Source organism: Gilliamella sp. B2828 (genome assembly GCF_026537125.1).
Lineage (GTDB): Bacteria > Pseudomonadota > Gammaproteobacteria > Enterobacterales > Orbaceae > Gilliamella.
This window is the reverse complement of record NZ_JAFNMU010000013.1, coordinates 1-20,706: the sequence shown is the minus strand read 5'-3', so window position 1 is coordinate 20,706 and position 20,706 is coordinate 1. Positions and strand designations below refer to the sequence as shown.

Here is a 20,706-nt window from a genome sequence, read left to right as displayed (position 1 = left end):
AAAGGAAGGGAGTATTTCGTTCATTTGTATCTAAATACTCCTTAATTTAATTCTGCCAAATTATGGTCAGACTAGCAGTATATTAATTGGTAACAAGTACTTACACACAAAATACCAAGCAAGAATATAATGGATTAAGGTTTTATATGTTCTGTAAAATAGTCTTAATAATTAGTATCTTAACTTATAGTTCCTCAGTGATAGCCAACACCAACGATTTTGATAATGCAGTTAAAGCCGATCAACTGTTAAAAGAGAGTATAGAAGCTAAAAAGTTTCAGAATTACGACCTTTCATTGTCAAAATTGCAACTTGCCTATGAACTATCACCAACTAATTCTGATATTTTGGTCCAATTGGGCTTCAATTATTATGCTTTAGGCAAATTAGATCAAGCCAAACAATCATTTCAAGACGCTTTATCCATTACGCCTGATTATATTGATGCACAATATGGCCTGGTTAGCGTTATTCTAGCGCAAAATCCTGATGACCCTAACAAAGCGGAAAAACTGCTCAATCAATATTTAGAGCAATCACCTAACGATATTCAGTTATTAACAATTAGCAAAAGTATCGAAGCTGTAAAAAATTCTATACATAATTGGGAGTTTAATTTAGGTGGTACTCATAGCCATTTATCAAAATCTTACGCTGATTGGAACGAAATGGAGATGGCTCTATCTTATAAATTATCCAAAACAGATACCATTACGGGTTACTTCGCACAATCCCATCGTTTTCATATGAACGATCAAAAGTATGGAGGGACACTATGGCATACGTTCAACAATAAAGCGTATGGTTATTTAACAGGATTTGTCTCTTCCTCAAATAAATTATTTTCTAAATACACATTGATAAATGGAATCGATTACACCTTATTTAATTCGATAAATGATGATGTTAACTCTTTTCATGTTACTTTAGATTTGAAGCTTGATCATTACAATGATGGCAACATAAAAAGTATTGATCCAGGTATAACTCAATATTTTTTTGGTGAACGACTTTCTTTATCTGGAAAATGGAATAATACCTTTGATCAAGATAATAAACATATGAGTGGTTTTTTAGTTAAAATAGCCGCTTCTCCTACGGAAAAACTCCGCTTATTTGCAGGCTATTCCAATTCTCAAGAAACATCAGATCGATCAAGCAATTTGACTCGTTCGTTAATTAAAGTAACTGCTCGTTTTGTTGGCCTCTCTTATGATATTACTGAAATTGTTACCTTAAACCTCAACTATACTGACGAAGATCGTAAAGAAACGACCCATAACCGTAAATTATATAACAAAAAAACTTTAGGCTGCGGAATAAAATGGATATTTTAATACGTTACATCAATATTTATAATGGTAGTTTGGTGCTGTTGGGTTGCATTGTGATAATCATAACATCAATAATTTACTGTAAAAGAAGAAAACAACGCCGTCACTATAACAAATTAAAATTAACCTTAATCACCGCTTACAACAAAAGTATTAAACAAAATAATCATATTATTTTTAAAAATACCGTTGATAAAACATTATCGTCAGGTTCACTTATACTTATTGTCTCTTTTTTTGCCAAAAGACAGCGCTATGAATTGCAAAAATTTCTTCCTTTTTTTGCGGAAGAAACGTTCCAAAAAAAATTACGTTTACTTTTACTAAAAGGAACGGTTCAACAACGTATTGAAGCTGCCAATATGTTGTCTTATTATCCATGCCAAAAATCATTTAGTGCATTAGAAAGAGCTTGTTTAGATCGTCGTCAAGAAGTCGCTATCGCTGCAGCATTAAGCTTAGTGGTCAGTGATCCTAATGTATCATTAGTTGAACTCATTACTAAACTGTTTAATTCCATACCACAAAAAGGATTATTTTGTTTTCTCCGCCTTATTCCATCGTATAACTTATTACAATTTGAATCTCAAGTCATTGATGAAGAATCAAGAAATTTTGATGGTACGCTACAAACCATGTTAAGGGAAATTTCCAATAACTACATCACTCCTTACGTTATGTTTGCCAGAGAAGATCAACGAGATTACATGCAACAATTATTTGAAACATTACTCAGTTTGCAATGTAAAGCATCAGGAATAATTCACAGTTGTTACATTTTAAATTTCATTAATGAACTTTGTTATCAAGAAAAAATATGCAGTATTCAGGAACTAATAACAAATAATTTTAATTTTGATACTAAATTATTTGTTTATTGGGCTGATAGCAATAATGGTATTTATAAAAATCAGGTATGGGCAACATTATGAGTAGTTATCTACACGATGCTTTAATTTCTACACTGCAAGTAACAGTTTATTTTATTATGTTTATTGGACTGTTACAAATTTTCATTTACTTTATACAACTTATCATAGCGTTATATGTATTTTTTGATAATCCGCACAAAGAAAGAAAAATACAAAGCATACAAAAAAATGACGGTATGTTGCATCCAATTACGATTATTATGCCCGCTTATAATGAAAGTATTACCATAATTGAAAGTATTAAGTCCATCCTTGCATCCGATTATCCCAATGCAGATGTAATAGTAGTCAATGATGGATCAACCGACGATACTTTTGAGTTAATTAATCAATTTTTCAACTTAGAAAGAACATTACACAATCTCAATACTAATAATCCCAATCTACTTTCGCACGCTAAAATAAAAGGGGTTTATATTTCTCGCAAAGATAGTCGGTTACGCGTTATCGATAAAGTGAATGGTGGCAAGGCTGATGCACATAATGCCGCGATTAATTTAAGCCGTTCACCCATTATTTGCCTTTTAGATGCGGATTCAATTTTAGCACCTGATGCCCTTACAAATGCTATGGTTCCCTTTATTGATGATCCGAAAACCATCGCAGTTGGAGGAACTGTACGTGTTGCTAATAGTTGTTTGATCAAAAATGGTTTAGTGAAAAAAATTAACTTATCTCAAAAATACATTGTTCTATTACAGATAATTGAATATATGCGATCTTTTTTAATGGCAAAAGTTGCATGGAATCATATTAGTGCATTACCAATTATATCCGGTGCTTTTGGCTTATTTCGTCGGGATTTTGCTATTCGTATTGGCGGTTTTTCTGTTGGTTCGGTAGGTGAAGACTATGACTTTACGGTAAAATTACATAAATACATTTATGATTCAAAGGTGGATTATAAAATTAAATATGTACCTACTGCCATTTGTTGGACACAGGTACCTGAAAAATGGAGAGTTTTACAAAATCAGCGTATTCGCTGGCATATTGGCGCTTTGCAAACATTTTTTCATTTCCAAAACTTAATTTTTAATATAAAATACAGTAGGGTAAGTTTTTTAATTTTACCTTTTTCAATACTGACCGATATTATCGGACCGTTGTCTGAGCTCTTAGGTTACGTGCTATTGCCGCTTTTTTGGTATCTTCAGATTGTAAACGGTAATATAATATTGTCCTACTTTTTGTTAGTCATTTGTTACAATATATTTATTAGTTCTGTCGCCATTTCTATTGATGGATTATTACTTAAAGGATTAGATAAAGTAAAATATTTGATGTCCCTTTTTTTAATCTCTTTTCTGGAAAATTTCGGTTATCGACAAATTTGTTTGTATTGGAAAATCAGAGGGTTTCTTCGATTAAAGAAAGGTAAAATTACTTGGGGAAAAATGGAAAGGGTCAAATTTGACAAATAATGCCGCTACAATACGATTTATCTTATTATTTATCATAGCTTTTATGATTCATTCTTCTTTTGCTGCTGATCGTTTTGTAGGAACAACTCAAAACGGTACTTATAACGCTTTATGGATGCAAGCAAATGATGATTTGCATCCGTGTGAGAAAAAAACGATTTTTAGTGAAACTAAAAACGGAATATTAAACTCAGTTTCCTCTAAACAAGAACAAAATTTCAATAACGTATTATCTGGTTATAATAACGACAGTGTAATTAAACCAACCAATATGGATGAAACGCCCGATTTGATACAAACTGACGATGATCTCTTTGACAATCAAACAGTAAATACCCAACTTCCCGTGACCAATGAGGAAATAATTACAAAAAAATTAATCAATCTTGGAATGTGGAACTGGGAAACTCGTACTTGGGATACTTCTCCCGAACAGTTTATCAACCAAATAAGAGCAAAAGGCATCAATCAAATCTATCTACAACTAGCAATTGAAAATGAAAACATAAAATATAAAGAACAATTAAATCAATTGCTCGATATTGCCTATGAAAATCAGATAAAAATTATTGCAGTTGAAGGCTCACCGGATATGGTCATTGATTCAGGATTAAGAAATGCTATTGAACGCAATAAAATCATTAAACAGTTTTGTTCTATGCGTGAAGACAAACCCTGTCTTGCAGGTATTCAATATGACATCGAACCTTATGTGTTAGATGACTACAATCAAGATCCCGATTATATTTGGAAACTTTGGCATAATGCCATAAAAATGCTCAGTCAGTCATGGGGCGATAAAATCGAGATTGTTATCCCTTTTTGGTTACTTTATATCGACAATGGTGAACAAATCGTACAGAGTATTCAATCCTACATTTCAAGATATACTATTATGGCTTATCGTACCGATTATACTCAAATCTATAATATAAGTGCGAAATGGTTAATATGGGGAGATGAAAACGAACAAAAAATCATGATTGCGCTTGAAAATAGCCTACTTGATGATGGAGTTGAGAATTTTTACATTCCAATTTTGACCAGTGACGAGCTAGAAAAAGCCGAATTTAATGATAAAGAGTTTATTTTACTCAATAAAGATAAACTGCATATCGATAGTAACACTTATACTTACTCCTCGCCATTGTCGCCTAGAGCAGGAAGTAGAGACATCAGTTTTATGGGGGACGAAGATAAATTATTTCAAACGGTAGATTTACTGGGAAATGACTTAACTCAATGGAATTCTTTTGACGGCATCGCCTTACATGGTCTTGCTTTATAAATTATAATGTCTTTTAAGTAAAGCATAAGAGCTGGTAAACCAGCTCTTTAATTATCAATAGATTTTCATTTATTCATATAAAAAAATGATCAATGTTCGCGTGTCTTTCTAAATTCAACATCAGGATAACGCTCTTGTGTTAAATTCAGATTTACCATACTTGGTGCAATATAAGATAGATTATCACCACCATCTAACGCTAAATTTTGCTCACATTTGCGTTTAAACTCTTCAAGTTTTTTCACATCGCTGCACTCAACCCAACGCGCTGTAGTGACATTAACCGGCTCATAAATTGCCTCAACATTATATTCCGATTTCAATCGTGCAACTACCACATCAAACTGAAGTACCCCAACAGCACCGACAATTAAATCATTATTGGTGATGGGACGAAATACTTGCACAGCACCCTCTTCGGATAACTGAACCAGTCCTTTTAATAACTGTTTTTGTTTAAGTGGATCTTTTAAACGAATCCGTCGGAACAGTTCTGGTGCAAAGTTAGGAATGCCAGTAAATTTAAAATTTTCACCTTGGGTAAAAGTATCACCAATTTGAATTGTGCCATGATTGTGCAGACCGATAATATCGCCAGCGTAAGCTTCTTCAACATGCTCACGATCACCGGCCATAAAAGTTAACGCATCAGAAATATTCACATCTTTATTTAAACGAACATGACGCAACTTCATTCCTTTTTCGTATTTACCTGATACAATGCGCATAAATGCCACGCGGTCACGATGTTTCGGATCCATATTAGCTTGGATTTTAAATACAAAACCACTGAACTTTTCTTCTGATGATGCAACTTCTCGTTTATCAGTTTGCCGTGGTTGGGGTGTCGGTGCCCAAACCGTTAAACCATCAAGCATATGATCGACACCAAAATTACCTAATGCGGTACCAAAAAAGACTGGGGTTAAATCGCCTGACAAAAAAGCCTCTAAATCAAATTCGTTTGATGCACCTTGTACCAATTCTAACTCTTCACGCAGTTGCTGGGCTAAATCTTCACCTACAGCAGTATCTAAATCAGGATTTGTTAGACCTTTAATAATTCGAACTTCTTGAATGGTATGACCTTTGCCTGATTGGTAAAGATACGTTTCATCCTTAGCTAAATGATATACACCTTTAAATAACTTACCGCAACCAATTGGCCAAGTGATTGGAGCACACATAATATTAAGTTCATTTTCAACTTCATCAAGCAGTTCCATTGGATCACGAATGTCACGGTCAAGCTTATTCATAAAGGTTAATATTGGCGTTGTACGTAAACGGGTTACTTCCATTAATTTACGAGTACGATCCTCGACCCCTTTAGCCGCATCAATGACCATCAGGCAGCTATCTACCGCAGTTAAAGTACGATAAGTATCTTCTGAGAAATCTTCATGTCCAGGAGTATCTAGTAAGTTAACTAAGCAATTGTTATAAGGAAACTGCATAACCGATGTAGTGATCGAAATACCACGCTGTTTTTCCATCTCCATCCAGTCTGATTTGGCATGTTGAGCATTCGCTCCACGACCTTTAACGGTACCCGCTGTTTGAATTGCTTGCCCAAATAAAAGCACTTTTTCAGTAATGGTTGTTTTACCCGCATCTGGATGCGAGATGATAGCAAAAGTGCGACGTGCATTCACCTCATCTAAATAAGCTTGTTCTGTCATAAAATTAACTGTCTTAATCCATACAAAATAGTCGTATATTTTAACAGGTATCTGACTGTTTTGCCATTGATGTTATAACTGATGCTATTTGCCTTATTTGTTTATCTATGCATAATGTTTACATTCAATATTGTTAGCTGATGTTTGTCTTTTTGACAAGAAGTTTCAGGTTACACTAACGTTTCAGTATAAAAATGGAACTTGTTATGAATATCCGTGATCTAAAGTTGTACTTACATTTATGCGAAACGTGTCATTTTGGTATGACAGCTGATGCCATGCACGTAAGTCCGTCAACGTTATCAAGACAGATCCAACGCATGGAAGAACATTTTGGTTATACCTTATTTATTCGTGATAATCGCCAAGTACAAATTACTCCTGAAGGTGAAAAAATAAAACGTTTTGCTCAACAAGTTGTGAACCTACATCAACAAGTAAAGCAAGATTTGGATCAATCCGATCAACAATTAGCAGGTGAACTGACCCTTTTTTGTTCGGTTACCGCGGCTTATAGTCATTTACCTGAAATCCTTGATAGATTTCGTATTCATTATCCTCAAGTTGAAATTAAGCTTTCTACTGGCGATGCAGCGGATGCCGTTGAAAAAGTTCAATCGAATCTTGCGGATTTAGCTATTGCAGGTAAACCCAAACAATTACCTGCTGGGGTTGAATTTTTAAAGCTTGGTGAAATTGAAATGGTTCTATTGATACCAAAACTTAACAGTACCTTTAGTGATAAACTGCATCAAAAACAACCTGATTGGGATAATATCCCTTTTATTTTACCTGAACACGGACCAAGCCGACACAGAATTGATCTTTGGTTTAAACAACAAAAAATCAGCAGCCCGAAAATTTATGCTACTGTTGCTGGACATGAAGCAATCGTATCAATGGTTGCATTAGGGTGTGGCGTAGCGTTGTTACCGAAAGTAGTTATGGAAAACAGTCCTGAACGAATCCGAGAGCGAATAACCGAATGGTCAACTAATTTAATGGAACCATTTGATGTGGGTATTTGTGTCCAAAAAAGACGATTGTCTGAAAGGATCATTGCAGCTTTTTGGACACTTTGCGTTCTTAAATCTACCCAATAATCAAAAAAATAAAATATAATATTCATTCATCGTTCAAAAAATAAAGATAATATTATTTATAACAACCTAAAAAATATCAGGATAGTCCTATCTAAAATAATTTGGTTGTTAAGAAAGGAAATACTTGCAATGAGAATTAAAAATATAAAAATAAAAGCATTGGTATCGTTAATGTGTTTTACCTCCGCTATCCTTCCTTTTGCAGTTCAAGCTAAAAGTGATCTACGATTAAGTATATCTCGTGAAGAGATGAATCTCATCCAATATCCGGCTGGGATAACAATAGAAAGTTCTACTTACTATGACGGGGATAGCGATGACTTAGTAACAGCAGGTTTGGGATTCACGCCTTTATCAACAATCGTGATTAAACCGACAGTAGCTCATCCTGCTCAACCTACCCTACAAGAACTCAGACAATTGAAATTAAATCGTTTTATTGATATCAAAACTGGAGAAGGGTCACTTTTTGGTTTTCAAAGAAAAAATCTTACCCAATTATTTGATGGTAAAATAGCAGGTACTGAAATATTAGCCACCTATAAAAATAATGAAGAAAGTGTAGGGCTATTAGTACAAATCCCATTGGATTTTGATAAAAATAAACCGTGTATTGTTGCCGTACCATCAACAAATTCAGATGGTTTATTCAATGCATATGATATACAAATTCGGGGATTATGGGGCCTTCGTCATAACTGTGCCGTCGTTTATAATGATAAAGGGTTGGGTAATGGTATTTATGATATAACGCATCAACGGGGATTTGCGATTAATGGCAAAGTGCAAACAAATAACTTATTATTTAAACCTAATATCGAAAATCGAAAGCACTATGTAAAAACCTACCCTAACCGCTATGCAATAAAACAACTGCACTCAAAACAAAACTCCGAAGAACGTTGGGGGGAATTTGTTTTAAAATCCATTGAATTTGCTTTTTACCAAATCAACTCTCACTATTCCCCTACTAAAAAGGTGATATTCGATAAAGACAATACGTTAGTATTAGTTTATGGCGCAACTGATGGCGGAGGAGCCGCTCTAAAAGCTGGAGAGTTAGACAAAAATAATACAATAAAAGGTATTGTGGCAGTTAATCCTCAAATCTCACCTTACTCTGAAACGATACCTGTAAACGTTAAAGTTGGTGAAAAACCATCTGCAAGAATTGAATATCTTTCAATAGCGGAATATAGTACTTATGCATCACTGTATATACCTTGTGCTGTTCCAGCAATAATCAATGAAAATAAAGATATGAATATACCTTTTGCTGATAATTACACTTATGCGAAAAATCGTTGTAATGCCTTAAAAAAAGCACAATTACTCATTTATGGAACCCCTAAAGAAGCGCTTGAAAAACTGCGTCAATATGGCTGGACACCAGAAATGGAGAGACAACTTCCCTATTATTATTATAAAGAAACAATAGGGCTACCTTATCAATATATTAGCGCCTATGGTCATTTTGACGTTACCGAAAGAATGTGTGATTATTCGGTTGCAAGCACCCAAAAAAATCCACTTCTTTATACAGGTAAAGTTGAACCTTTATCAGAAACAGATTTCCAGCAACTTTGGGGATGGGCAGATGGACATCTACCAATATGGCTAGGAAATGAATCAACCCTATTAGCACTCGTCAACAATGAAGACATTCATTCGCCAAGACGAGATTTCTATTCAAGTTCTGATAATAAAAATGAAATTGACTACAACAGTAAAGGGGCAATTTGTTTGTATGAAAAATTAAAAGATCCTCGAGTTGTTTTCGGTATGAAACAAGTTGTCGCCTCAGCCAATTTAAATGGAATCAAAACATTTATCATCCATGGTCGTAACAATGTAAAACAGCTACCGGATTATACATCTCGTGCTTACGTGGCCTTAAACAGTCAAGTAGAAGGCATCAATTCACAATTACGTTACATTGAAGTAGAAAATAGTAGTTATTTAGAAGGCAAACCGCCATTTGATAATTCACTTGTCTCAATTGACTATTATGGAGAGGATGCAATGGAGTGGTTGTGGGCAAATTTAACCAATAAGGCAACATTACCTGACAGTCAGGTAATTCATGCTATGCCCCGTGTAGGAAAAATTGCATTCACGCCCGATGCCACTGCCCAAAATTTAGTACCTATATTACAAACGCCTAACAGTAACGATATAATCAAGAAAGAAAATGGGGAATTGATTATTCCTAATTAATAAGTAAATGATCTTTTTAACTATCGGCTTAAGTGTCACATCTAGCTTAATCCCGATAGTTAAAATCTTCATAAAGTAAATTTGGATGAGATAACGGCTGTACCTATTTTAGGATACAAAACTGCAAATAATGCTTCCAGCTCAGAATAATTTTGCCGAATATCAATAATGTTCTCTTTTAATAAACAGAGTTTTGGTCTTCTCTTTGCCATACCACTTAATACTTTTTCAACAAAATCAATTGAGGCATAGTTTTCTAGCCATTTACCTTGCCACATGGCTTGCATAAAACCTTGATAATCAATAGGATATTTCCTAATGAACGGTTGGATTTGTTGTTTAGTATATTGATTAAATTCACCAACACTTTCCATAACGCCAAAAGTCAACCACTGTTTGGATAAAAAGTGATCCCACACAATATCCAATGCAATTGGCGCCACCCTTCGATGGGGTTGGCGAAACAATAATTTCGCTTGCTTCACTTCTGGCAAACTATCGGTCATACAATCGATTTTGCGATGTAACATAATTCCATCAGCCACATCGTTAGCATAAGTTAAATAAGGATCACCCTTAACAAAATCCGCTACCGTATTACCAATTAATGAACTATTTACTAGAAAAGCTAAATGTAGATGCGCTAAAATATTCATGAATTCAGATAAGATTGACTAGTCACGATGCTTAAACTCACCTTCAGCAAATCCTTCACGCCAATAGCTTGTGATATGAATTGCTTCAGGTGCAAGCTGAGTATATTTATCTTTCAATGCTCGTCGTAATTGCTGCGCTAATGAACTTTCCATTCCACCCCAAAACATAAGTTTATCTTGTTCGGCAAATTCAGCATTGATCACTGCATCAACCAATTGATTGGATTTTTCCTTATCTTGAATTAACCATCTGACTTGCACATGTTCATTATTGGGTAGTTCAATAACATCCATAGCATGATTAGCCTCAATAAAGGCATAAACTTTTTGGTTTTCCGGTAAATGTTCAAGCGTATAACAGATTGCTGGCATACCTGAAATATCACCCATCAAAACCAAACAATTATTTGTAAACGAAAGCTTACCCACAGAACCGACCAAGCCAATCTGATCGCCAACTTTAGCTTGTCTTGACCAAACAGAAGCCAAACCACCTTCATGAATTGCAAAATCAACAAATAACTGATTTGTCATAGCATCAAACTTACGTATACTATAACTGCGAGCCAGTTGACGGACTTTATCACTCACCATAATCTTATTGTCTTCGCTCAGTTCAGGAAATAAAATTTTGCCCGTGCTAGGCTCAGGAAATAATAATTTAATATGAGGACAAATCCAAGCTGAATCAACACTTAACGGTTTATTACAACTAAACTGCACACGTATAAAGCTGGGTGAAATCTTCTCAACGTTTAATACGCTTAACAGTGCATTAATAATGAACTTTTTTGATTTTTGGTGTTTATCTGCCATGACTTAAATCCTTATATTTTTTACGGGTATTGGTGCTTTTGCACATTGAATTATCATACAACAAAAAATTAAAAAAAACGCTACTTTTCAGTCTAAATATTAAACACCTTGTTACCCGTAAATTTAATGGAATTGAACTCACCAAGCAATATTAAAAATTTTATCTAATTTAGAAAACCTTGAAAAGGCCATTAATAGGTTAATGAACCAAATGCGCAACACCAATCTTGATTAAACTTAGCCACTGCCGCATCGACTGCTGGATCGGAGATAAATAATTCTGCTACATCAACAGGTAAGGTAATGGCTTTACAACCCGCTAACATACAGTCTAAAGCTTGTCTTGGCGTTCTAAAACTTGCTGCTATCACTATGGATTCAGGGCAATGCAAATCAAACAATTGTTGTAACTCTAAAATTGTATCTTTACTGTTTCCACCTTGTGCATCTATGCGATTTATATAAGGAGCTATATATTTCGCGCCTGCAAGTGCTCCCAAAAATCCTTGTCCAGCACCATAAACCGCTGTTCCTAAAGTTACAATACCTTGTTGAGATAATTCCTTAATAGCCAATAAACCTTGTTCATTAACGGGAATTTTCGTCACAATCGATGGTATTGCCTTGTTAAGTTGTTCGGCCTCTTTAATCATGCCTTTCGCATCACTGGCTAGTACTTGTGCAAATAACACCTTATCTGAACCCAGTATATCTTGCAGTTCTTCTAACAAAGCAAAAATGGGTTTACCTGACCTTGCCACAATAGTGGGGTTGGTTGTTACCCCATTAATTGGCAATACTGGTGCCAAACGCTCAATTGCCAAAATATCGGCAGTATCTAAATACAGTTCCATAGTGAACTCCTGGTTTAAATAATCAATCACACATAAAAAGTAAAACATAAATAATAGTGTGATAGTAAGAAATATCGAATTGAAAACCTAGAAGACAAATTTGCCATTTACTGGATATTTGTATGCTGTATGTAAAAATGAGAGTGTGATCACATAGTTACCATTAACAATAATTTAATACTCTGATTAATTTACCACTAGTTAACTGTCCTATCATTGCAACTCAAGTTAACAATGGTACACACATTAAATAATAGTGAGTTTAATTTTATTTATCATAAATAGACCAATAACTAACTAAATACATCGTTCAATATCAATAAAATAGGTTCAAAGGCTAAGCTACGGACCAGTTTGGTAACAAACTCTCTTGCAGCTTCATCATTTATGGCAATAAACACCGGTATTTTATCCGCTTTTCTAGCTTCTTTTGGGATTAACTGTGCAAATATAGTATTAAACGCTTTAACCACCCTTACTTTGGGTGCGAGTTTCTGAATTTCTTCAGCGGCGGATGTCGTGTGTCCAATAACTAAATGAGAAAATCCTCTGACACAAGATTGGTGATATCCACTAAAATTTTATCTGAAAGATCACCCGCGACTGCAATAACATCACTAATGGCATGATAGGATAACGCTAAAATAACTGCCTTAGCTAAATGCACAACGGTTGCAATATCTTCACCTTGAGCATTAGCACCAATTGATTTAACCAATGCTTGTGATTTTTTCGCTAAATCTCGATGCCCGATAACAATCTCATGGTTCGCATCAGCGAGTGCATTAGCAAGACCTGGGTCATACTGCCAGTACCAATAATGGCAATTTTCATTTCTATCTCCTTAGAATTGCGAAAACACAGACACTATAAAATAGAAATAAAACATGATAAATTATTCCAATATTTCATCTATATAAATAATTTGTTTTTAATGGATCGCTTAATTTGCATGACCATTTTCGTTAAAACTGTTGAACTTGGCTTATTTTCAGCCACAGCCAACGCACTGAATCTGTCTCTTCTGTTGATCGGCAAATACATACGCATGCTCGAAACATATTTAAATGTTCGCTTACTTAATCGCACAACAAAGCATCAAAGTTTGTCTGAGATAGGAAGCATTTTTTATGAACGCGCCAAAAATATTCTTATCAAAGTTGCCGAAGCCCAAACCATCGCTGCACAAAGTAATGTAAAGCCTCGTGGTCGGTTAAAAATTAGCGCATCAACAACTTTTGGTACTCACGCACTTACACCCTTACTGCCTGAATTTTTAAGAACCCATCCTGAAGTCTCTATTGATTTATCATTAACCTATCGAAAAGTTGATCTGATTGATGAAGGATATGATTTAGTTTTACCAGTAGGAAAACCATCAGACTGTGGTTTAATCGTCAGATCGCTTGCCCCTTATCGGCTACTATTATGTGCGGCACCTTCCTATTTAAAAACGGCAAATACCCCTAATGATCTAAGGCAACGTGAATGTTTCGTTTTTTCAATGGTATTACAGAATCATTGGGAATTTATTGGTCCGCAAGGACTTATTTCAGTGCCGGTGAGTGGATGTTTAATCTCTGATGGTAGCGATGTGTTACTTCCGGCGGCAATCAGTGGGTAAGGAATCATGTTACAACCGGTTGAAATGGTTAAAGCGGTGATTGAATTAGGACAACTCGTTCCATTATTACCCAAATACCCTATTCCCACTCATCCTATGCATGTACTTTATGCTGCTGATCGCCGTATTCCACCAAAATTAGGCAGTTTCATCGACTTTTGTCTACAAAAATTTGGACAAGTATAAATAAATCAATTGATCTGGAGCGTTGTTATGGATTTATCTATTGAACAAATACTCAAACAATTTGCTAATAAAAATATCAATATCAATAAGATATACTTTGTCAATCATCCTTCTTTAGTTCCTATCCTTGCTTACCAAGTTAATTTTCCTCGTATAGAAATCATCATAAAAGGTCAACAAAAGATGTTATGGACAAATGATAGAGGTGAACAAATCAGTAAAACGCTCTATTCCAATGATATTCTCTATGTTACCTCGAATAGTTGGAATAAACCCCTTTGGCATAAACCAGTTACCATTTTAAGTATTTTATTTGAAAAACAACAAATTGGTTTAAGTTTGTTTCATTGGGATGGAACGCAAATAATTTCTAAAGATCAATACAATATTGCAAGACGTGGACCACGTGTTGGCACCTTCATTATTCAGGCACTTGCAGAACTTACCTGGTATAAGCAACCGTCAGAACAAAATCAAACCGCCTATTTTCTTATACATAGTTTACTGAGTAACACACTTGATTTGCTCAACGCCACTATCGAAACTTCGTCGAAAACCACCAGTTTATTTGAAGCGATTCGCCAGTATATCGATACGCACTTTCGTGAAGATGTGACCCGCAATTTTTTAGCGAAGATGTTTTATATCTCACCGAATTATTTATCACATCTTTTTCAACGTGAAGGAAAGATTGGATTGAATGAATACGTCAATCATATCCGTTTAGAATACGCCAAATCATTGCTTAAGAACTATGACTTAAATATAAAAGAGATTGCGCATGCTTCCGGTTTTAGAGACAGTAACTATTTTTGTCGAATTTTTAGAAAAAAAACCGAACGTTCACCAACCGAATACCGTCGACAATATCACAGTAAATTATCACAAAAATCATGAGATTTTAGTAAAAACTAAACACAATGATGTTGATAACAATAATATTCAATACAGTCACAATGATTATTGATGGCTTTTAATTTATCTTTTTTTAAAAAAATGGGCAACAAGGCTATGCCTTTTCCTCTTTCGACAAGATTGAGTAATTGGCTCAAAGAATCGACCGTAATAATTTTCTCCGATGGATAACCCAAAGTAAGCGTTTTGACTCTTAATGGGCAATGTTCATCATTATTGATCAATATTGGCAAACGCTCAGGAGTTACAATTGATTGGCTTTGCAAAAAAGCAATCGCTAAGTTTTCGGTATTTGTTAAAAGATAATCAGGATGCTTAACTTTTTCAAAAGTAATCACTTCATCATAACAATGGTGTTGAATTTGATTCAATATATCACTGGTTCGTTTAATGACAATTTCAGTAGATTCAATGCAATATTTTGTTGTTTCAATCACAATAAACTGAAATAAAAGCTCCGATATTAATAATGTATTACGCTTACCTTTAAAAGACTTTTTGAGTTGTGAATACTTTGCTAAAGTCTGCAAAGTAAAATGATAAAATTGTTGCCCCTCTTGAGTAGGCTTAACTCCATCAAAACCACGAATAAATAAGGTAGCTTGCAATTCATACTCAATCTTTTTTAAGTGAGCCGTTAAATTTGATTGTGTACAGTTCAGAGCTTTAGCCGCTTTATTGAGACTTTTAAGATCATAAATCGTTCTAAAAATCAGTAATCCTTTAAAATCCATTTTACAAAGTCCCCTATCACTTTTTTTGATAACCCTATCATAAATTAGAATTATTCAAACTTCAATTTCCTTCTTAAACTCATAATCATAGTTATAAACTGACTTTAACATTCAAAGGAGAAAAACATGCAAGCTATGCAATATAAAATTCTTTTACCTGCCGATTATGATATGCAAATCATAAAAAATCGTGTCAAACACAATGGCTATAAAATGGATGGCTTTAAAGATTTACTTTTTAAAGCTTATTTAATTTCAGAAAAAGGGAGTGATAATCTAGCAAATAGCTATTGCCCACTGTATGTTTGGCAACATACTAACGGGATGACTCAATTTATTTTTGATGGCTACTTTGACAATATAATTGATACGTTTGGCTGGCAAAATATTAATATCGGCATTACCGCAAACATTAAATTAGAAGATAACTTTCTACTCAGTAAATATGTACTTGAAGAACATCACACGATACCGGTGAAAGCTCAACTAAAGAATTTTAATTTCAAAATTACAGAATATCAAAATCAGGTTGGTAATGTCGTTATCTATAATCCGGATAAATGGCAATATACTTCGTTTACTTTTTTCGAGCAAAAACCAAATAACCAACACAAAAATATCCATCAAATTTTGCATTTATCAAATGGCTTATAGCAAGGCGGTGTCTAACATTGTTATACCTGATCGGGTAGATTGACATTATCTGAAACAATCTCAAAAAATTATTAGAGTCTATTCACTTATCAAGATAAAACAGCATTATCTTGTAAAAAAAATTTAGGAGTCTATACCGTTTTACTTTAAATCAAATATCGATCATAAAAGAGACAAAGATGCCAAAAAATTTGTAATGACCAACAAGTACAAACTACTTTCAATATAAAAAATGATTTGCCATTCAAGCATTGAAAAGCTCGCTAACCGAGTATTCAGTTAGCGAGTGACGGAATTATTCACAGATATAATTATCAAGGTTATTAGTATCACCTTTACCTTTATAGAGTGTTTGTTGAGGATATTGGCATATCGGTCTTTGTAAAGTTACTTGACCATTTTCTATTTTTTTAGCAATCAGATTCCTTGGCGCTTGTTTTTTCTCAACCCAATTAACTAATGACTCAAAGCCATTAATGTCATCGGGACCCTCACCACCATTACAATGGTCAACACCCGGTGCTAAATAGAGTTTTGCAAAGTTATCAACATAATCTTTGCCCCCCATAACTTTCAATACATTATTATAGTATTGAATCGTTCCTTTTGGCGCTATCAGACGATCATTTAAACCATGCCAAATAATCATTTTTCCACCCGATTTATTGAACTGGCTCAAATCAGGGTTATCTGTTCCCATTATTGGAGCAAACATTTTTACTGATTCATCAAAATAATTTTCGAAACCATTATACCCTAAACTTTTCCATTCAAAATTTGGATTTTGTTTAATCCAATACTTCAAATAATCAACCGGTATAGGAAAAGGGCCTTCATTACCGGCTAATACATCAAGTGGCGCGGTTGGTTCAATACTAAACCACAAAGGTTTTCCATTTTGATCTGTTGGACCTTGCCATATTTTTCGTAATGTTCGAATTTCATCTTTATTAAGCCCAGCTTGATTGAGTAATACATCACTAATTTGTAATGTTGTTGGATCGTTAACGATATCATCTTTAATTCCATCTTTTTCATCAGCAAATTTAATAATGGCTTTTCTAACTTCATCAAGTTTGCTACTTTCAATCGGCCTTCCTAACTCTTCTTGCATCACCACTTGTGGCCATATTTCTGCTGGTATAAATTTATCCCAATAGATTGCTGGCGCTACGATATATAAACCATCATAATCAGTTGGGTATCTTTGAGCCTCCATTAATCCTTGCCTACCACCGGTTGAACAACCATTCCAATAGGAATAATCTGGAGCCTGACCGTAATAGGATTCGATAATGTGTTTAGTTTTTATTGTCATTTCATGTACACTGCGATAAGCAAAATCTGCTATCGAATCCACTTGTAATTTGCCCTCTTTAAAAACAAATTTACCATCAAACAAACTCCCTTCATGTCCAGTATCGGTCGCTGCTGCGACATAACCATGTTTAGCCGCTACGGCTAACTTATCAAATGGTATAAATCCTGCGTATCCCCCACCGCCAATGGATTGTAAACGGTGATTCCATTGACTTGGCAACCATATTTCAACATTAATAGCTGGTTCAATCATTAATTCAACTCGACAAATCTCTGGTAAATCGAAAAATTCTTTAGTTTTAGCCCCTCGTAATGTATCCGCTAATTTTGACGAAGGTATAAAGTGTTCTTCAATTAGCTCAGTATTTACTACTTTTGCACCCTCTAATTCCAAATTACGCAAGCTTTGACAGTGTACGGCTGAATCCCATAAAACTGGAGTTGCATAAGCAGAAGCACCCAAACAACTTAAAACCGATAAAAAAAATAAATTGCATTTCATCATATCTCTATTCCTATCATCAAACTATTTATTTTAAAAAGAGTTAACTTTAACATTATGCATTATTTGTACAAATAACAATATAAAAATGATTAATTTCTAACAAAACTAAACGTAGGATCATTAAATTGCTGTCAACATTTATGACTATTTTAAAGACTTGTAAGTTGCAATATGTCGTAGTGAATCGCGATGAAACCTTCATTGGAAAAGAAAACTTTGGAAGAAAAGGTAACCTATTCTTAGTAAAGAAAATTCAATGTCTATCAGGCTTTACCATAAAAAAAAATTAAATAATGTAAGCGGATGCATAAACCAAACTTTACCGTTTTGACTTAAGGTGGCAGGCGTTGATGAAGTTTCGGTTTGCTCAGTTGAGGGGGGGATGTTTGACTTTTTTCAGTTTCAGTGTCACTTTGTTATGTCTGTTGACTTTGCTTAGCTAATTCTTCGACTACATCGTCCCACCACAGCATTTTTGTCGCTTTTTCTTTGGTTTTTTCCCATAATTTATACTTATCTTCTAACCCATTTATTATGCCCAATAATTTAAGTTGCTCCGGTGTTAATTTCTTGTCGGGGCATCTTTAAAATCAGGGGGAAAACGTTGATAATCTCTTTTTTGTTGTTCGAATCCTGGGCTTGTAAAAAGCTTTTTATTAATCCTAATAAATACATTGGCAAATTAGTTTTCCAGATAATTTTTTTACTCATACTCAGTAGCAAATTGTTTTATATTTATTTTATTAATATTCATGCAATTATAAAATTTCATTTCAATTTCTCTATTATAAATAACTTTTATAGGATTAATTTCATCATATGTTATATTCTCCATATTTTTTAGGTTATAGTTATATTTTATCCAACCTAAAGTAGCCTGACTTACTGTCTTTCCATACTGTCTAGTACTAGCAGAATCATAAATTTTAAAAAAAATAGATTCATCTGTTACAGAAACATCATATAAATCAATTTTAAAATATTTTCTTGATTTCACTTCTGGTAGAAAATTACTGGTTTTAATGAGTTCTTCAAAAATCGATACACAATCTTTTGGATTAGCATTTGCATTAACTATACCACTGAAAATTATCAAAGTTGGTAATACTAATACCAATGTAGCTTTAATTTTTTTTAGCATTTTTTCTTCTATTTTATTTAATAATAATTGGATATTTTTTACTAATTAACTCATCATCAATGTTTTTTAATATTTTCAGGAAGTAATTTCGCTTTCTTCGTAAAATAATATTCACCACTAGGAATAGTGATTAAATCCCAAATTAAATTTTTTCCTTGTAATCTAAGAATAGCTACACCATTTTTACCACCAAAAGTACTATCAAAATGAACTTCGATTTCATTATTGATTAATTTAGATACAAAAGGTATAGGACAATCTATTTTATTACCATAATTAACTATAGAACATAATTCCCCCTCTACTTTATTGTTAGTGTCAATTTTCAATTGTATTGAGAAAATACTATAAGGTATTTCATTTTTTTCTAAATGAACTTCTTCTGTCCAAGTTTGCTTAATAGCTAAGGCACAAGCGGAATTAAAATGAAATAAAAAAAGCAAAACAAAAAATATATATCGCATAAACTAATCCTCAATTTTCACATTTAAACAATCATCCACTCTATTTAACCAACCTTCTAGAAATACATAGTTTTTTGTATGAGTTCCATCCGCTTTAATAGCTAAATTAGTATAATATTCTCGTCTGATTTCTGTAATACGTGTTAATAAGTTATCTTGATCAGCAATAGAATTTATAATAACAGCTGTTCTTTCTCCCATTTTTCCATCAATAGTGATATTTTGATCAAACTCATCGACTAGAAGTTGTTGAACTTTTTTTATTGCGCCTCCGGAAGTAATTGACCAATCATATATCATTAACCCTAATCTATCGTTTTCTATTTTGCAGAATCTTTTCGGTTGCCAATATCGTTTTCTATAGATAACTTCAGCTTGTTCATCTGTCAGTTGTTTTAAGTTTTCTAAAGTAGGTTCTATTCCTAAATCTTTTTTTGCATATGCCACCCACGTATTCCAAGCTATTCCTTTATTAGTTGCACCTCCAGAATCATTTGGATTATTTACATATCCTCCTTCATGTCTCAATACAATTTTTGAAATTCTATGAAATTTTATAGAACAACAATCTATTTTCTTTTCTGTGAAAATAGAAATACCCACAGGATGCATAAACCACACCCGACCATTTTGACTTAACGTGGCAGGCGTTGATAAAGTTTCGGTTTGATTAGTTGAGGTGTCTGCTGATTGCTCTTTTTTAGTTTCTGCGTCACTTTGTTCTGTCTGTTGACTTTGCTTAGCTAAACCTTTGGCGACATCATCCCACCACAGCATTTTTGTCGCTTTTTCTTTGGTTTTTTCCCATAATTTATACTTATCTTCTAACCCATTTATTATGCCCAATAAGTTAAGTT

At 33.9% G+C, this 20,706-nt stretch carries 19 protein-coding genes and 2 pseudogenes; 9 read left to right on the top strand and 12 right to left on the bottom strand.

The features are described 5' to 3' along the window. The first annotated feature begins 146 nt into the window (after window positions 1-146). Genes J3U19_RS10170 through J3U19_RS10155 form a run of 4 tightly spaced genes read left to right on the top strand, consistent with a single transcriptional unit; the run spans window position 147 to window position 4,978 of the window. Window positions 147-1,337 carry a YaiO family outer membrane beta-barrel protein gene (locus J3U19_RS10170; RefSeq protein WP_267346228.1) on the top strand — a complete coding sequence of 397 codons (1,191 nt, stop codon included), beginning with the start codon at window positions 147-149 and terminating at the stop codon, window positions 1,335-1,337. Beyond that, window positions 1,325-2,266, top strand: coding sequence for a hypothetical protein (locus tag J3U19_RS10165; RefSeq protein ID WP_267341930.1), 942 nt, complete (start codon window positions 1,325-1,327; stop codon window positions 2,264-2,266). The genes J3U19_RS10170 and J3U19_RS10165 overlap by 13 nt, the downstream gene beginning before the upstream one ends. Next, a complete protein-coding gene (locus J3U19_RS10160; protein WP_267341931.1) occupies window positions 2,263-3,690 on the top strand; it encodes a glycosyltransferase family 2 protein in 1,428 nt (475 codons plus the stop codon). Before J3U19_RS10165 ends, J3U19_RS10160 begins: the two co-directional genes overlap by 4 nt. Further along, complete coding sequence (locus tag J3U19_RS10155; RefSeq protein ID WP_267346227.1) at window positions 3,680-4,978, top strand: hypothetical protein; 1,299 nt, start codon at window positions 3,680-3,682, stop codon at window positions 4,976-4,978. The genes J3U19_RS10160 and J3U19_RS10155 overlap by 11 nt, the downstream gene beginning before the upstream one ends. 89 nt (window positions 4,979-5,067) lie before the next feature. Here the strand turns inward: J3U19_RS10155 and prfC are convergent, their stop codons facing one another. Then, the gene (prfC, locus tag J3U19_RS10150; protein ID WP_267346225.1) at window positions 5,068-6,660 is read right to left on the bottom strand and encodes a peptide chain release factor 3; all 1,593 of its coding nucleotides are present in this window, start codon (window positions 6,658-6,660) and stop codon (window positions 5,068-5,070) included. 206 nt (window positions 6,661-6,866) lie between these two features. Between prfC and ilvY the strand changes: the two genes are divergently transcribed. Together ilvY and J3U19_RS10140 are read left to right on the top strand one after the other, a co-directional pair. After that, window positions 6,867-7,763 (top strand): HTH-type transcriptional activator IlvY, encoded by an 897-nt coding sequence (gene ilvY / locus J3U19_RS10145; protein ID WP_267341934.1) that lies wholly within the window; start codon window positions 6,867-6,869, stop codon window positions 7,761-7,763. A 129-nt stretch (window positions 7,764-7,892) separates the two neighbouring features. Next, window positions 7,893-9,980, top strand: a complete 2,088-nt coding sequence (locus J3U19_RS10140; protein WP_267341935.1) for a 3-hydroxybutyrate oligomer hydrolase family protein — start codon at window positions 7,893-7,895, stop codon at window positions 9,978-9,980. A gap of 68 nt (window positions 9,981-10,048) precedes the next feature. Here J3U19_RS10140 and J3U19_RS10135 read toward each other — a convergent pair whose 3' ends face one another. The 5 genes and pseudogenes from J3U19_RS10135 to J3U19_RS10115 form a co-directional block, all read right to left on the bottom strand. Continuing rightward, window positions 10,049-10,636, bottom strand: a complete 588-nt coding sequence (locus tag J3U19_RS10135) for an ACP phosphodiesterase (RefSeq protein WP_267341936.1) — start codon at window positions 10,634-10,636, stop codon at window positions 10,049-10,051. A gap of 18 nt (window positions 10,637-10,654) precedes the next feature. Continuing rightward, on the bottom strand, window positions 10,655-11,452 hold the full coding sequence (locus tag J3U19_RS10130; RefSeq protein WP_267341937.1) for a siderophore-interacting protein: 798 nt from the start codon (window positions 11,450-11,452) through the stop codon (window positions 10,655-10,657). A gap of 191 nt (window positions 11,453-11,643) precedes the next feature. Further along, window positions 11,644-12,306, bottom strand: a complete 663-nt coding sequence (fsa, locus tag J3U19_RS10125) for a fructose-6-phosphate aldolase (protein WP_267341938.1) — start codon at window positions 12,304-12,306, stop codon at window positions 11,644-11,646. A 293-nt stretch (window positions 12,307-12,599) separates the two neighbouring features. Continuing rightward, entirely contained in the window at window positions 12,600-12,779 is a 180-nt protein-coding gene (locus tag J3U19_RS10120) for a hypothetical protein (protein WP_267341940.1), read from the bottom strand. A gap of 59 nt (window positions 12,780-12,838) precedes the next feature. After that, a pseudogene (locus J3U19_RS10115) lies at window positions 12,839-13,090 on the bottom strand (NAD(P)-binding domain-containing protein); the annotation flags it as partial. Between J3U19_RS10115 and J3U19_RS11470 the strand changes: the two are divergent. After that, window positions 13,052-14,116 (top strand): annotated as a pseudogene (locus J3U19_RS11470) (LysR substrate-binding domain-containing protein). The pseudogenes J3U19_RS10115 and J3U19_RS11470 sit on opposite strands and share 39 nt — an antisense overlap. Before the next feature lie 27 nt (window positions 14,117-14,143). After that, window positions 14,144-15,013, top strand: a complete 870-nt coding sequence (locus J3U19_RS10100) for a helix-turn-helix transcriptional regulator (RefSeq protein WP_267346221.1) — start codon at window positions 14,144-14,146, stop codon at window positions 15,011-15,013. Window positions 15,014-15,027: 14 nt separating this feature from the next. Here the strand turns inward: J3U19_RS10100 and J3U19_RS10095 are convergent, their stop codons facing one another. After that, a complete protein-coding gene (locus tag J3U19_RS10095) occupies window positions 15,028-15,765 on the bottom strand; it encodes a LysR family transcriptional regulator (protein ID WP_267346219.1) in 738 nt (245 codons plus the stop codon). A 126-nt stretch (window positions 15,766-15,891) separates the two neighbouring features. Between J3U19_RS10095 and J3U19_RS10090 the strand changes: the two genes are divergently transcribed. Beyond that, on the top strand, window positions 15,892-16,419 hold the full coding sequence (locus J3U19_RS10090; RefSeq protein WP_267346218.1) for a DUF4865 family protein: 528 nt from the start codon (window positions 15,892-15,894) through the stop codon (window positions 16,417-16,419). A gap of 295 nt (window positions 16,420-16,714) precedes the next feature. Here the strand turns inward: J3U19_RS10090 and J3U19_RS10085 are convergent, their stop codons facing one another. From J3U19_RS10085 to J3U19_RS10065, 5 genes are all read right to left on the bottom strand, one after another. Further along, window positions 16,715-18,244 (bottom strand): tannase/feruloyl esterase family alpha/beta hydrolase, encoded by a 1,530-nt coding sequence (locus J3U19_RS10085; protein ID WP_267341948.1) that lies wholly within the window; start codon window positions 18,242-18,244, stop codon window positions 16,715-16,717. Window positions 18,245-18,660: 416 nt separating this feature from the next. Beyond that, the gene (locus tag J3U19_RS10080) at window positions 18,661-18,786 is read right to left on the bottom strand and encodes a hypothetical protein (RefSeq protein ID WP_267346217.1); all 126 of its coding nucleotides are present in this window, start codon (window positions 18,784-18,786) and stop codon (window positions 18,661-18,663) included. A 161-nt stretch (window positions 18,787-18,947) separates the two neighbouring features. Beyond that, on the bottom strand, window positions 18,948-19,385 hold the full coding sequence (locus J3U19_RS10075; protein WP_267346216.1) for a hypothetical protein: 438 nt from the start codon (window positions 19,383-19,385) through the stop codon (window positions 18,948-18,950). A 56-nt stretch (window positions 19,386-19,441) separates the two neighbouring features. After that, window positions 19,442-19,849 carry a hypothetical protein gene (locus tag J3U19_RS10070; RefSeq protein WP_267346214.1) on the bottom strand — a complete coding sequence of 136 codons (408 nt, stop codon included), beginning with the start codon at window positions 19,847-19,849 and terminating at the stop codon, window positions 19,442-19,444. 3 nt (window positions 19,850-19,852) lie between these two features. Beyond that, window positions 19,853-20,706, bottom strand: an 854-nt coding sequence (locus J3U19_RS10065) for a glycoside hydrolase family 108 protein (RefSeq protein ID WP_267346212.1), incomplete at its 5' end; no start/stop codon positions are given.

What these genes read in the sequence shown, in the direction of transcription:
- J3U19_RS10140 (WP_267341935.1), top strand. Translation starts at nt 7,893, where the DNA reads ATGAGAATTAAAAATATAAAAATAAAAGCATTGGTATCGTTAATGTGT.
- J3U19_RS10100 (WP_267346221.1), top strand. Translation starts at nt 14,144, where the DNA reads ATGGATTTATCTATTGAACAAATACTCAAACAATTTGCTAATAAAAAT.
- J3U19_RS10130 (WP_267341937.1), bottom strand. Translation starts at nt 11,452, where the DNA reads ATGGCAGATAAACACCAAAAATCAAAAAAGTTCATTATTAATGCACTG.
- J3U19_RS10085 (WP_267341948.1), bottom strand. Translation starts at nt 18,244, where the DNA reads ATGATGAAATGCAATTTATTTTTTTTATCGGTTTTAAGTTGTTTGGGT.
- J3U19_RS10075 (WP_267346216.1), bottom strand. Translation starts at nt 19,385, where the DNA reads ATGCTAAAAAAAATTAAAGCTACATTGGTATTAGTATTACCAACTTTG.
- fsa (WP_267341938.1), bottom strand. Translation starts at nt 12,306, where the DNA reads ATGGAACTGTATTTAGATACTGCCGATATTTTGGCAATTGAGCGTTTG.
- prfC (WP_267346225.1), bottom strand. Translation starts at nt 6,660, where the DNA reads ATGACAGAACAAGCTTATTTAGATGAGGTGAATGCACGTCGCACTTTT.
- J3U19_RS10165 (WP_267341930.1), top strand. Translation starts at nt 1,325, where the DNA reads ATGGATATTTTAATACGTTACATCAATATTTATAATGGTAGTTTGGTG.
- J3U19_RS10135 (WP_267341936.1), bottom strand. Translation starts at nt 10,636, where the DNA reads ATGAATATTTTAGCGCATCTACATTTAGCTTTTCTAGTAAATAGTTCA.
- J3U19_RS10090 (WP_267346218.1), top strand. Translation starts at nt 15,892, where the DNA reads ATGCAAGCTATGCAATATAAAATTCTTTTACCTGCCGATTATGATATG.
- J3U19_RS10160 (WP_267341931.1), top strand. Translation starts at nt 2,263, where the DNA reads ATGAGTAGTTATCTACACGATGCTTTAATTTCTACACTGCAAGTAACA.
- J3U19_RS10070 (WP_267346214.1), bottom strand. Translation starts at nt 19,849, where the DNA reads ATGCGATATATATTTTTTGTTTTGCTTTTTTTATTTCATTTTAATTCC.
- J3U19_RS10170 (WP_267346228.1), top strand. Translation starts at nt 147, where the DNA reads ATGTTCTGTAAAATAGTCTTAATAATTAGTATCTTAACTTATAGTTCC.
- J3U19_RS10095 (WP_267346219.1), bottom strand. Translation starts at nt 15,765, where the DNA reads ATGGATTTTAAAGGATTACTGATTTTTAGAACGATTTATGATCTTAAA.
- ilvY (WP_267341934.1), top strand. Translation starts at nt 6,867, where the DNA reads ATGAATATCCGTGATCTAAAGTTGTACTTACATTTATGCGAAACGTGT.